Origin of the sequence: Polaribacter sp. ALD11, assembly GCF_002831685.1 — a bacterium.
Taxonomy (GTDB): Bacteria; Bacteroidota; Bacteroidia; order Flavobacteriales; family Flavobacteriaceae; genus Polaribacter.
Map to the genome: position 1 here is coordinate 2,014,525 of NZ_CP025119.1, position 13,045 is coordinate 2,027,569.

Sequence of the window (13,045 nt, forward strand, 5' to 3'; positions counted from 1 at the left end):
TAAAGGATATTAGAAGAAATATAATATTTACTCTTAGTTCTCTACTCAATTTTCTTCTTTTACTCCAATCGAACATCAGAAACACTTGCGCCTGAAGGAATCATTGGAAATACATTATTTTCTTTTTCTACACAAACTTCTAAGAAATAAGCTTCTTTACTAGCCATCATTTCTGCAACTGCAGCTGCTAATTCTTCTCGTTTTGTAACTTTTTTAGCTTTTATATAATAGCCTTCTGCGATTGCTACAAAATTAGGATTCACCATTTCTGTAGACGCATATCTTTTATCAAAGAATAACTGTTGCCACTGACGTACCATTCCTAAGAATTCATTGTTTAAAACAACAATTTTTACAGCTGCCTTTTGCTGAAAAACGGTTCCTAATTCTTGAATGGTCATTTGATAACCACCATCACCAGAAATAGAAACTACTTCACGTTCTGGAGCCGCCATTTTTGCACCAATTGCTGCAGGCAAACCAAACCCCATTGTTCCTAATCCGCCAGAAGTAATATTACTTTTTGTTTTATTGAATTGAGCATATCGACAAGCAATCATTTGATGTTGACCAACATCAGTAACTATTGCAGCTTCACCTTTACTCTGTATATTAATTTCATTTACAACCTCACCCATTGTTAAACCTCCTTTGGTTGGGTGAATGTCATCTTTAATTACTTTTTCATATTCAATAGCATACAAATCTTTAAATCTTTGATGCCATTCTGAATGTGTGTTTTCATCTAATAAAGGTAGCAACAAGTCTAAACTTGCTTTTGCATCCCCTAAAACAGCAATAGCTGTTTTTACATTTTTATCTATTTCTGAAGGATCAATTTCAAAGTGAATTACTTTTGCTTGTTTTGCATATTTGTTTAAATCTCCAGTAACACGATCATCAAAACGCATTCCTATTGCAATTAAAACATCACATTCATTGGTTAAGATATTTGGTGCATAATTACCATGCATACCAACCATACCAACATTTAATGGGTGAGAAGTTGGTATTGCAGACGCTCCTAAAATTGTCCATGCAGCAGGAATTCCTGCTTTTTCTACAACTGCTTTAAAAGCTTCTTCAGCTTCACTCAAAATAACTCCCTGACCCCAAACAATCATTGGTTTTTTTGCTGCATTTATAATTTTTGCTGCAGCTTCAACCGATTTTACATCCGTTTTAGGTACTGGGTTATAACTTCGTACTTTTGTACATTTTTCATACGAAAAGTCGAATTCTTCGAATTGAGCATCTTTTGTGATGTCTACTAAAACAGGTCCTGGTCTTCCACTTCTTGCAATGTAAAATGCTTTTGCTATTACCGCAGGAATGTCTGATGCTTTCGTAACTTGACAATTCCATTTTGTAACTGGCGTAGAAATACCAACAATATCTGTTTCCTGAAAAGCATCACTACCCAATAAATGAGATGCTACTTGACCAGTAATACAAACCATTGGCGTAGAATCTATTTGTGCATCTGCAATACCTGTAATTAAATTGGTTGCTCCAGGGCCAGAAGTTGCAATTGCGACTCCTACTTTACCTGAAATTCTTGCAAAACCCTGCGCAGAATGTGTTGCACCTTGCTCGTGACGAGATAAAACATGATGAATTTTATCTTGATATTTATATAACTCGTCATAAACTGGCATAATTGCTCCACCAGGATATCCGTAAATTATTTTTACATCTTCGGCGATTAAACACCTTACTATTGCTTCGCTACCAGAAATCCTTTCTGTAACGTTGGTTGTTTTTTGTGTTTTTTTTATGGTTTGTGTTTCCATATTATCTTCTTATTTAGATGAGAGAGAGAAGAGAATAAATATTCTATTCTCTTTTCTTGATTCTTTAATACTACAAATCGGTAACACATCCTTTAGATGCTGATGCTACCGTTTTTGCATATTTGTATAAAATTCCTTTTGTGTGCTTTAATGGAGGTGCAATCCATTTTAATTTTCTTTCTGCAATTTCTTCATCAGAAATTAAAACATTTATAGAATTATCTTCTGCACTAATTCTAATTTTATCACCTGTTTCTAGAATCCCTATTGTTCCGCCAGATTGTGCTTCTGGTGTAATATGTCCAACCACAAAACCATGCGTACCTCCAGAAAAACGACCATCTGTAATTAAAGCGACAGACTTTCCTAAACCTGCTCCCATAATTAACGAAGTTGGTTTTAACATTTCTGGCATTCCTGGTCCTCCTTTAGGCCCGACATAGCGAATGACAACAACATCACCTCTTTCTACTTCTCCGTTTGCAATTCCCGTATTTGCTGCTTGTTCACCATCATACACCACTGCTTTTCCTTCAAACAATAAACCTTCGTTTCCAGAAATTTTTGCAACAGCTCCTTCTTCGGCAAGGTTTCCATAAATTATTTGAATATTTCCAGATGATTTTAATGCTTTATCTTTTGGATAAATTACATCTTGTTCATCAAACTCCATTGCAGCTACGTTTTCTAAATTTTCTGCTAATGTCTTGCCAGTAACCGTCATACAATCTCCATGCAAGTATCCTTCTTTTAGTAAATACTTCATAATTGCAGGTGTTCCTCCAACTCCATGAACATCTTCCATTAAGTACTTACCAGATGGTTTTAAATCTGCAATTAACGGAGTTCTATCGGAAACTCTTTGAAAATCTGCCAATGTAAACTCAATATCAGCTGCGTGTGCAATCGCTAAAAAGTGTAACACTGCATTTGTAGAACCACCTAAAGCATTTACAATAGCAATTGCGTTTTCTAAAGACTTTTTAGTGATGATATCTAAAGGTTTTAAATCTAATTCTAGTAAATTTTTAATAGCTAAAGCAGTTCTCTCAGCTTCAGATAATTTATTCGGATTTTCTGCTGGTATTGATGAATTATAAGGCAATGAGAACCCCATACATTCTATTGCAGAAGCCATGGTATTTGCAGTATACATCCCACCACAAGCTCCAGCACCTGGAATAGCTCTTTTTATAATTTCTCTATATTCGTCTTCTTCAATTTCTCCTGCCATTTTTTGCCCTAAAGCTTCAAAAGCAGAAACGATATTTAATTTTTTTCCTTTGTAATTTCCAGATGCGATTGTTCCTCCATACATCATAATTGACGGACGATTTAAACGCAACATTGCAATAACTGCACCTGGCATATTTTTATCACAACCAACTACAGAAACCAATGCATCGTAACTTTGAGCATTCATAACCGTTTCAATTGAATCTGCGATAATGTCTCTTGAAGCTAACGAGTAATTCATACCAGAAGTTCCCATAGAAATTCCGTCTGAAACACCAATTGTATTAAAACCCAAACCAACTAAACCTGCAATTTTACTTTCAATTTTAACCTCTGCAGCCAAATTGTTCAAATGCATATTACATGGATTTCCATCATAACCTGTACTCGCAATACCAACTTGAGCTCTACTCATGTCTTCATCTGTTAAACCTACTGCATACAACATTGCTTGTGATGCCGGTTGAGATTCATCTTGCGTTAATCTTTTGCTGTGTTTATTTAATTCCATTTATGGTTTTCTTCAATTTATTGACTAATTTACTATATTTCTCTATTTTTGTTGAATAAAACTCAATACTAATGTTTAAATTCACGTATCAAAAAACACCATCAAAGTGCTTAAAAACAACTATTTAACATAAATTAATAATGATATTCAATCATTGAAATAAATTCAAAAAAAAACCTTCCAAATTTGGAAGGTTCTATTTAAAATATATAAATACCACTTCCTTATCATGTCGTAATAATTACGATGATAATAATAGAAATAATATTGATGACTTGTTTGTTCATATTGATGTTCAAATATTTCGAATTTTTATTTAGAAATCCTAATTTAATTTTACTTTTTCTAAATAATAGTACTTTGACCTGCATGAATATTCATAAAATTCAGATTGCTATCTTCTTGATTTAAAATATAATCTGCAATAAAATCACCTACTTTAGAGGTAGATGCAGCATATTTATTTTTCCCTTTTATATCTTGTGTTGTAATCCCTAAAATTAAAGATTTTTCTACTGCTCTTTCTATAGCATTTGCCTCTTCATCTAAACCTAAATGCTCTAACAGCATAGCAGCAGATAAGATAGAAGCTAAAGGATTTGCAATATCTTTCTCTTTTGCTTCTGGATAAGAACCATGAATTGGCTCAAATAAAGCATTCTCATTCCCAATAGAAGATGATGCTAATAAACCGATAGAACCACCGATAACACTGGCTTCATCAGAAATAATATCTCCAAATAAATTTTCAGTAAGAATTACATCAAACTGCTTCGGGTTTAAAATTAATTGCATTGCGGCATTGTCTACAAACAAATACTCTAATTTTACATCTTTATATTGTTTTGCAATTTCAGTAACAGTTTTTCTCCATAAACGAGAAGTTTCTAAAACATTCGCCTTGTCTACTAATGTAACTTTTTTTCTTCTGTTCTGAGCAGATTTAAAAGCCAAGTGTGTAATTCTAGAAATTTCTTCAACGGAATAAGAACAAATATCGAAAGCAGATTGCTCATCTTTGCTTAGTTCTTTTTTTCCGAAGTAAATACCACCTGTTAATTCTCTAAAAATAACTATATCTGTTCCTTTAATAATTTCTCTCTTTAAAGGAGAATTTTTTATTAAACTATCAAAAGCCTTTACAGGTCTTACATTACAAAACAAACCTAAATCTTGCCTCAATTTTAAAAGGCCTTGTTCTGGCCTTACTTTTGCTGTAGGATCATTATCATATTTTGGATCTCCAATTGCACCAAATAAAATTGCATCTGCTTTTTTACAAATTTTTAAAGTTTCTTCTGGTAAAGGTGTGCCAAATGCATCAATTGCACATGCACCCATTTGAGCTTCTTTGTATAAAAAAATATGATCATAAACCTCAGCAACAGCGTCTAACGCTTTTTTTGCTTGGTTAATTACTTCTGGTCCAATACCATCTCCCGGAATTACTGCAATTGTATATTTCATCTTTATGCGGCTATAAAATTTTTATGCTATTGCTATTTTCGAAGCTTTATTTACTTCTTTCATTATATTATGAATGTCTTGGTCTTTTACCTCTTTTTGCTTGTCTGCTGTACTTAAAAATGCATCATAAGCAACATCTAACTGCACTTTTGTTAATTCGTAACCTATTTTTTTAGACCTGTAAGCCAATGCAGCTCTACCGCTTCTAGCAGTTAAAACAATGGCACTTTCTGTAACACCAACATCTTCAGGATCCATAATCTCATAGGTCTCCCTGTTTTTTATCACTCCGTCTTGGTGAATTCCAGAACTATGTGCAAATGCATTAGCACCAACAATTGCTTTGTTTGGTTGTACAGGCATTCCCATACTTTCTCGCACCATAATACTTGTATCATACAATAATTTTGTATTGACGCTTGTTTCTAAATTTAAATACGGATGTTGTTTTAAAACCATAACCACCTCTTCTAAAGCTGTATTTCCTGCACGTTCTCCAATACCATTTATGGTACATTCTATTTGACGTGCACCATTTATAACTCCTGCTATTGAATTTGCAGTTGCCATTCCTAAATCGTTATGACAATGACAGGAAAGAATTACATTCTCTATTCCTTTTACATTTTCACGCAAATATTTTATTTTTGCACCATATTCTTCGGGCAAACAATACCCTGTTGTATCTGGAATATTTAAGACAGTTGCACCTGCTTTTATTACAGCTTCACAAACTTTAGCTAGAAATTCATTATCTGTTCTACCAGCATCTTCTGCATAAAATTCTACATCTTCTACAAAAGATTTTGAGTAAGTAACCGCTTTTATAGCACGTTCAATTACCTTTTCTCTTGTTGAGTTAAATTTGAATTTTATATGAGAATCACTCGTGCCAATACCTGTATGAATTCTAGGATATTTTGCATACTTTAAAGCCTCTGCAGCTACTTTTATATCATTTTCTACAGCTCTGGTTAAACCACAAACTGTTGCATTTTTTATTATTTTTGCAATTTCAGAAACTGAGTTAAAATCTCCGGGACTTGAAACAGGAAAACCAGCTTCAATAACATTTACACCCAATAAATCTAGACGCTCTGCTATAACTAATTTCTGATTGGTATCTAATTTACACCCCGGAACTTGTTCTCCGTCTCTAAGTGTTGTGTCGAAAATTTGTACTTGATTGTCTTGCATAATTTCTATAAAGATTGTACTTATTATAAATCAAATATATACCTTGCCTTTTCAATACATTAATTAACATCTAGTTATACACGATTTCTAAAGTAAATCAAAAATAATTAAAAATTTGACTATCAATATATTATGAGTAAAATCATTACATCCGCTAACCACCAAAATGATGCTCTTTTTGTACTTATTAAGTCTTTAACAAAGTCAGAAAAGAGACAGTTTAATCTTTATGTAGGAAGATTAGGTGGCAATATTGATGCAAAATTCTTCTCTTTATTTAAATTTTTAGAAAAACTAAAGATTTATGATGAAAAAGTAATCATAGGAAGCGGAATTGTTTCTAAACAGCAACTCTCTAATTTAAAAGCACATTTATACAAGCAAATATTAATTAGCTTACGATTAAACCCTGCACATAAAAATGTACGAATTCAAATTAGAGAACAATTAGATTTTGCAACCGTTTTATACCAGAAAGGACTGTATAAACAAAGTTTAAAACTCTTAGAAAAAGCCAAAAACATGGCTCTAGATAATGAGGAAAAAAATGTTGCTTATGAAATTGTAGAGTTAGAAAAAGTTATTGAAACACAATATATTACTAGAAGTATAAGTAACAGAGCAGATCAATTATCTGTGCAAGCAAAAGAATTAAGTCAACAAAACGTAATTGCTAGCAAACTTTCTAATTTATCATTACAGTTATACAGCCATTTACTACAAAATGGATATGTTAAAAACGAAAAAGAAGTTCAGTTTGTTGAAACCTATTTTAACGACAGAATGCCTAAATACGATTACCATACTTTAGGTTTCAGAGAGAAATTATGGTTATACAAAGCACATTTATGGCATAGTTTTTTAATTCAAGATTTTTTACTGAGTTATAAATATGCTAAAAAATGTGTCGATTTATTTGACAGTTCTAAATTAATTCATTCACACCCTGTTTTTTATTTAAAATCTAAAAATTACTTATTAGAAGCTTCTTTTTTAGTAAAAAAACTATCAACATTTAAAGAAGAATTAGAAGGTTTCGAAATCGAAATTGAAAACAAAGAAATTCCATTAAACACCAATACAGAACTACTTATTTTCTTGTATTTATATTCCAACAAATTGCATTTACACTTTTTGGAAGGTACTTTTGACGAAGGAGAATATTTAGTAGCTATAATTAATGCTAAAATTGAAAAATACAAAAATAGATTAGATAGTCATTATGTAGTTTTATTATACTACAAAATTGCTTGTTTGTATTTCGGAATGGGTAAAAACAGATTATGTATTGTCTATTTACAAAAAATTATTAAATCTAAAAACTTAAGTTCTGCTGAAGACTTACAGTGTTTTGCACGTATTTTAAACTTGATTGCGCATTATGAATGTGGTTTAGATTATGATTTAGAAAGACAATTTATAGACACCTATAAATTCTTATTAAAAATGGAAAACCTACAAGAGGTACAGAAAGTTTTTTTAACTTCTATTAGAGATTTAAGTGATGTTTTTCCGCATGAAATTAAAAATGAATTTAAGAAGATTCATACAAAATTAAAAAAGTTTGAAAATCATCCATACGAAAAAAGAGCCTTTTTATATTTAGATATTTTATCTTGGTTAGAAAGTAAAATTGAAAATAAACCAATTTCAATTATTATTAAAGAAAAAGCAAAACTGCTTACTAAGTAATTTTGAATTCATAAATTTAATCTACAAATTATGGTAATATCACATTAATTATGCTATTTATAAAAATAGTTCATATTAAATGAGCATAAATTAAATATAAATAATACTTTTACTTCGTGAGTATTTCTAATTTAAATATAAAAACCATTCAAACTATTTCTATAGTTGGTATTTGTATGGATACAATTACGCGCACTTCTTCTACAATTATTACCCTTTAGGGGTTCTATATATTCATATCAATCTAGGTCATCTATAATTTCGAATAACATCGGAATTAATTCAACAAAAAATAAATTACACAAACTATTCATTACCAATGAAAGTATTAAAATTTGGCGGTTCATCTGTCGCAAACTCAGAAAACATACAAAAAGTATTAGCCATTGTTGCTAAGGAATCTAAAAAACAAAAAATAGCAGTAGTAGTTTCTGCTTTTGGTAAAACCACAAACAAATTATTGGCAGCTGCTAATATTGCTTTGGAAGACATTAGTGCTGCTAAACAAATTTTAGAAACCATTAAAGAATTGCATTATCAAATAATTGATGCTTTAATTTCTGAAGATAAAGCAACCGTTTCTAAAGAAATTACCTATTTATTTGACAGATTAAACGCTATTTACGAAGGCATTTTTTTACTGCAAGAATTATCTAACAAAACACTTGCAAAAGTTTCTAGCTTTGGCGAAAGACTTTCTTCTTTTATTATTGCAAACGCTGCAAAAGAATTATTTGACGCTGCTCATAAAGATAGTAGCGACTTGATAATTACAAATAATGACTACCTAAACGCGCAAGTAAATTTTAAAATTACTAATAAAAATATTACTTCATTTTTTGAAGAAAACAAACACTTAGTCACTGTTTTAGGCGGTTTTATTTCTTCGAATGTTGAAGGTGAAATAACAACTTTAGGTAGAGGCGGTTCAGATTTTTCTGCTTCTATTTATGCCGCGGCTTTAAATGCAACTGAATTACAAATCTGGACAGACGTTCCTGGAATGTTTACGGCAAACCCGAGAGTTGTAAAGCAGGCATATCCTATTTCAGAAATCTCTTATGAAGAAGCTATGGAATTGTCTCATTTTGGAGCAAAAGTTTTATATCCGCCAACAATTCAACCTGCTTTAAGAAAAGAAATCCCTATTCGAATTAAAAACACATTTGATCCAGAAACTGCTGGAACTTTAATTTGTAAAAACCCTAATAATAGCGACGGTGTTAAAGGTATTTCTCATATAGAAGATATTAGTTTAATTACTTTAGAAGGCGGAGGAATGATTGGTATTCCTGGTTTCTCTAAACGTTTGTTTGAAACACTTTCTCTACAAAAAATAAATGTTGTTTTTATAACGCAAGCTTCTTCAGAACACTCTATATGTGTAGGTGTTTATGAAAATGATGCGCCAAAAGCAAAAGAACTTTTAGATGAGACTTTTAGCATAGAAATAGAAAGAAAAAAAATAAAACCAATTATTGTTGAAAATGATTTAGCAATAATTGCTGTAGTTGGTGAAAGCATGAAAAACCATCAAGGTTTAAGCGGACAAATGTTTAGTGCTTTAGGTAGAAACAATGTAAATATTAGAGCAATTGCGCAAGGTTCTTCAGAAAAAAACATCTCTGCTGTTATTAATAAATACGATGCAAAAAAAGCTTTAAACACTTTACATGAGCAGTTTTTTGAAGAAAAAACAAAACAATTAAACTTATTTGTAACGGGTGTTGGTAATGTTGGTGAACGCTTTTTAGCTCAATTACAGCAACAAAAGAAATTCTTAAAAGAAAACTTAAAATTAAATATTAGAGTTATTGGTATTGCAAATTCTAGAAAAATGGCTTTCAACAATGATGGTATCAATCTAAATAATTGGAAAGAAGCATTAGAAAAAGGAGAACCAACTACTTTAGAAAGTTTTCATAAAAAAGTAAAAGAAAGCAATCATAGAAACAGTGTTTTTATAGACAATACAGCAAATCAGCAAGTTTCTGAAGTTTATGAGAAATATTTACGTGATAGTATTTCTGTAGTAACATGTAACAAAATTGCGTGTGCTTCTAGTTTTAATAATTATAAAACATTAAAACAAGTTTCTAGAAAGTACAATGCTTCATTCTTATTCGAAACAAATGTTGGTGCAGGTTTACCTATTATAGATACCTTGAAAAATTTAATCAACTCTGGCGACAGCGTTCATAAAATTCAAGCCGTTTTATCTGGAAGTTTAAACTTTGTATTCAATAATTTTAATGCAAATTCAACTTTTCATGATGTTGTTGCAGCTGCTCAAAAAGAAGGATACACAGAACCAGATCCAAAAATTGATTTAAGCGGAGTAGATGTTGCTAGAAAAATTTTAATTTTAGCGAGAGAAAGCGGTTATCAATTAGAACTAGCAGACATAGAAAACAATGCTTTTTTGCCTGAAGACAGCCTAAAAACAACTAATAATGATGATTTTTACGCATCATTAACTAAAAACGAAGCACATTTTCAAAACATATTTAAAGAAGCAAATGACAAAGATTGCAGATTAAAATATGTTGCAGAATTTGTTGATGGAAAAGCAAATGTTGGTTTACAACACATTCCATCCGACCATCCTTTTTATAATTTAGAAGGAAGTGATAATATTGTATTATTCTTTACAGACAGATATCCAGAAAATCCTTTAATCATAAAAGGTGCTGGTGCTGGTGCAGATGTTACTGCTTCTGGTATTTTTGCGGATGTAATTAGAATTGCCAATAAATAAAAAAGCTTTCAATTTTCAGTTAGCAACTGACTGGAAACTGAGACTGAAAACTGCAAATTAAAAATATGGATTATTTAAAAATTTTTGCTCCCGCTACTGTTGCTAATGTTTCTTGCGGATTCGATTCTCTAGGTTTTGCTGTTGATGCAATTGGAGATGAAATGACCTTTACAAAAACAACTGAAAAAGGTGTTAAAATAACCAATATTACAGGCGCAAATCTAACATACAATGTTGATGAAAATGCCGCAAGTGCCGTTGTTAAAAAAATGCTAATTGAAGCAAACGCAGATTTCGGGGTAGAACTAACAATTCACAAAGGTTTTTCTCCAGGAAGCGGGTTAGGAAGTTCTGCTGCTAGTGCTGCCGGTGCTGCTTTTGGCGCAAATCAGTTATTAGGAAATGTTTATACTGACTTAGAGCTAACTAAATTCGCCATGTTTGGAGAAGAAGTTGCTTGCGGAACACCAATTGCAGACAATGTTGCTGCTGCAATTTATGGCGGTTTTGTTTTAGTAAGAAGCTACAGTCCTTTAGAAATTATAAAACTGCCTGTTCCGAGTGAATTGAGAGTTGTTGCTATTCATCCGCAAGTAGCAATAAAAACAAAAGATGCTAGAGAGGTTTTACCTACAGAAATTGCATTAAAAGACGCCGTTACACAATGGGCAAATGTTGGTGGTTTAATTAGCGGTTTATATTCTGATAATTACAACCTCATCAGTAATTCTTTAGTAGATATTATTGTAGAACCTCATAGAAAAAAATTAATTCCGTTTTTTGACGATGTTAAAAACGCAGCCATAAAAGCAGGTGCATTAGGTGCTGGAATTAGTGGTTCTGGACCTACAATTTTCGCACTTTGTAAAGGCGATGAAGCTGCCAAAAACGTTTACAAAAGCATCAAAGAAAGTTACAGAAATACAGGAATTGAATTTGAAATGTTTATTTCGAAAGTGAATCACGAAGGAATAAAAATATTAGAATAATCGTCATTACGAAGGAAGAATAACTGAAATAATCTCTTTCTAACAAACAGATTGCTTCGTTTCTCTCGCAATGACAGACAAAATCAAAAAAAAATGAACTACTACAGTTTACACCATAAATCGCCAATATCAACTTTTAAAAATGCAGTTGTACAAGGTTTGGCAAAAGACAGAGGAATTTATTTTCCAGATAACATTCAGCAACTTTCAAAAGATTTTATTGAAAATATTTCTGATTATACAAATCATGAAATTGCCTACGAAGTAATTAAACAGTTTGTAGGTGATGAAATTCCTACTAAAAAACTAAAAGAGATTATTAAAGAAACAGTTTCTTTCGATTTTCCTTTGGTAAAAGTAGATGATAATATCGCTGCTTTAGAATTATTTCATGGACCAACAATGGCTTTTAAAGATGTTGGTGCAAAATTTATGGCACAGTGTTTAGAATATTTCAACAAAGATAATAATGACGAAGTAACCGTTTTAGTCGCAACTTCAGGAGATACAGGAGGCGCAGTTGCAAACGGATTTTTAGGCGCAAAAGGCGTAAATGTGGTTATTTTATATCCTTCAGGAAAAGTAAGCGATATTCAAGAAAAACAACTAACAACTCTTGGTCAAAATATTACTGCACTAGAAGTTGATGGTGTTTTTGACGATTGCCAGGAAATGGTAAAAACCGCTTTCTTAGATGAAGAAATTACAAAGACATTAACCTCTGCAAATTCTATAAACGTTGCGCGTTGGTTACCACAAATGTTTTACTTTTTCTTTGCTTATAAAGAATTACATAAAAAACACAAAGATTTAATCTTTTCTGTACCAAGTGGAAACTTCGGGAATATCTGTGCAGGAATTATGGCTCAAAAACTAGGTTTACCTATTAAACATTTTGTAGCTTCTACGAATGTAAATGATACAGTACCTAATTATTTAGTAGACGGCGTTTACAAACCAAAACCATCTAAAGCAACTATTTCTAACGCGATGGATGTTGGGAACCCGAGTAACTTTATTAGAATACAAGAATTGTTTAATAATGACTTGGAAACACTTAAAAGTGCTTTTTCTTCATATAGTTTTTCTGATAATGAAACTCGAACTACTATGAAAGATATCTATGAAAATTCTGGATATGTTGCAGATCCGCATGGAGCTGTTGGTTATTTAGGTTTGAAAAAACACGGATTAAAAGAAAACGAATTTGGCGTTTTTCTAGAAACTGCGCATCCTGTAAAGTTTTTAGATGTTGTTGAAGAAACGTTGCCTGTTAAAGTGGAAATTCCAGCACAGATAAAGAAAATTATCAATAATAAAAAAGTAGCTATAAAAGCTGCAAATTATAAAGATTTAAAGGATTTTTTAATGAAATCTTAAAAATTAAAAGCCAATGAACTCC

The 13,045-nt window shown here is 31.7% G+C and carries 8 protein-coding genes; 4 read left to right on the forward strand and 4 right to left on the reverse strand.

From position 1 onward, the window contains the following. Window positions 1–59: 59 nt before the first annotated feature. The 4 genes from ilvB to CW731_RS09020 all read right to left on the reverse strand — a co-directional run bounded on the left by ilvB (window position 60) and on the right by CW731_RS09020 (window position 6,204). Window positions 60–1,793 (reverse strand): biosynthetic-type acetolactate synthase large subunit, encoded by a 1,734-nt coding sequence (ilvB, locus tag CW731_RS09005; protein WP_100946409.1) that lies wholly within the window; start codon window positions 1,791–1,793, stop codon window positions 60–62. 70 nt (window positions 1,794–1,863) lie between these two features. Continuing rightward, window positions 1,864–3,540 carry a dihydroxy-acid dehydratase gene (gene ilvD / locus CW731_RS09010; RefSeq protein ID WP_100946410.1) on the reverse strand — a complete coding sequence of 559 codons (1,677 nt, stop codon included), beginning with the start codon at window positions 3,538–3,540 and terminating at the stop codon, window positions 1,864–1,866. Between the two features lie 345 nt (window positions 3,541–3,885). Next, window positions 3,886–5,007 carry a 3-isopropylmalate dehydrogenase gene (leuB, locus tag CW731_RS09015; protein WP_100946411.1) on the reverse strand — a complete coding sequence of 374 codons (1,122 nt, stop codon included), beginning with the start codon at window positions 5,005–5,007 and terminating at the stop codon, window positions 3,886–3,888. Between the two features lie 21 nt (window positions 5,008–5,028). Beyond that, window positions 5,029–6,204 carry a 2-isopropylmalate synthase gene (locus CW731_RS09020; protein WP_100946412.1) on the reverse strand — a complete coding sequence of 392 codons (1,176 nt, stop codon included), beginning with the start codon at window positions 6,202–6,204 and terminating at the stop codon, window positions 5,029–5,031. 132 nt (window positions 6,205–6,336) lie between these two features. Here CW731_RS09020 and CW731_RS09025 point away from each other — a divergent pair, with 132 nt between their 5' ends. From CW731_RS09025 to thrC, 4 genes are all read left to right on the forward strand, one after another. Continuing rightward, on the forward strand, window positions 6,337–7,896 hold the full coding sequence (locus CW731_RS09025) for a hypothetical protein (RefSeq protein WP_100946413.1): 1,560 nt from the start codon (window positions 6,337–6,339) through the stop codon (window positions 7,894–7,896). 319 nt (window positions 7,897–8,215) lie between these two features. After that, window positions 8,216–10,654 carry a bifunctional aspartate kinase/homoserine dehydrogenase I gene (gene thrA, locus CW731_RS09030; protein WP_100946414.1) on the forward strand — a complete coding sequence of 813 codons (2,439 nt, stop codon included), beginning with the start codon at window positions 8,216–8,218 and terminating at the stop codon, window positions 10,652–10,654. A 65-nt stretch (window positions 10,655–10,719) separates the two neighbouring features. Continuing rightward, window positions 10,720–11,643, forward strand: a complete 924-nt coding sequence (locus CW731_RS09035) for a homoserine kinase (protein WP_100946415.1) — start codon at window positions 10,720–10,722, stop codon at window positions 11,641–11,643. A 93-nt stretch (window positions 11,644–11,736) separates the two neighbouring features. After that, window positions 11,737–13,023 (forward strand): threonine synthase, encoded by a 1,287-nt coding sequence (thrC, locus tag CW731_RS09040; protein ID WP_100946416.1) that lies wholly within the window; start codon window positions 11,737–11,739, stop codon window positions 13,021–13,023. The last annotated feature ends 22 nt before the right edge of the window (window positions 13,024–13,045 follow it).

What these genes read in the sequence shown, in the direction of transcription:
- ilvB (WP_100946409.1), bottom strand. Translation starts at nt 1,793, where the DNA reads ATGGAAACACAAACCATAAAAAAAACACAAAAAACAACCAACGTTACA.
- ilvD (WP_100946410.1), bottom strand. Translation starts at nt 3,540, where the DNA reads ATGGAATTAAATAAACACAGCAAAAGATTAACGCAAGATGAATCTCAA.
- leuB (WP_100946411.1), bottom strand. Translation starts at nt 5,007, where the DNA reads ATGAAATATACAATTGCAGTAATTCCGGGAGATGGTATTGGACCAGAA.
- CW731_RS09020 (WP_100946412.1), bottom strand. Translation starts at nt 6,204, where the DNA reads ATGCAAGACAATCAAGTACAAATTTTCGACACAACACTTAGAGACGGA.
- CW731_RS09025 (WP_100946413.1), top strand. Translation starts at nt 6,337, where the DNA reads ATGAGTAAAATCATTACATCCGCTAACCACCAAAATGATGCTCTTTTT.
- thrA (WP_100946414.1), top strand. Translation starts at nt 8,216, where the DNA reads ATGAAAGTATTAAAATTTGGCGGTTCATCTGTCGCAAACTCAGAAAAC.
- CW731_RS09035 (WP_100946415.1), top strand. Translation starts at nt 10,720, where the DNA reads ATGGATTATTTAAAAATTTTTGCTCCCGCTACTGTTGCTAATGTTTCT.
- thrC (WP_100946416.1), top strand. Translation starts at nt 11,737, where the DNA reads ATGAACTACTACAGTTTACACCATAAATCGCCAATATCAACTTTTAAA.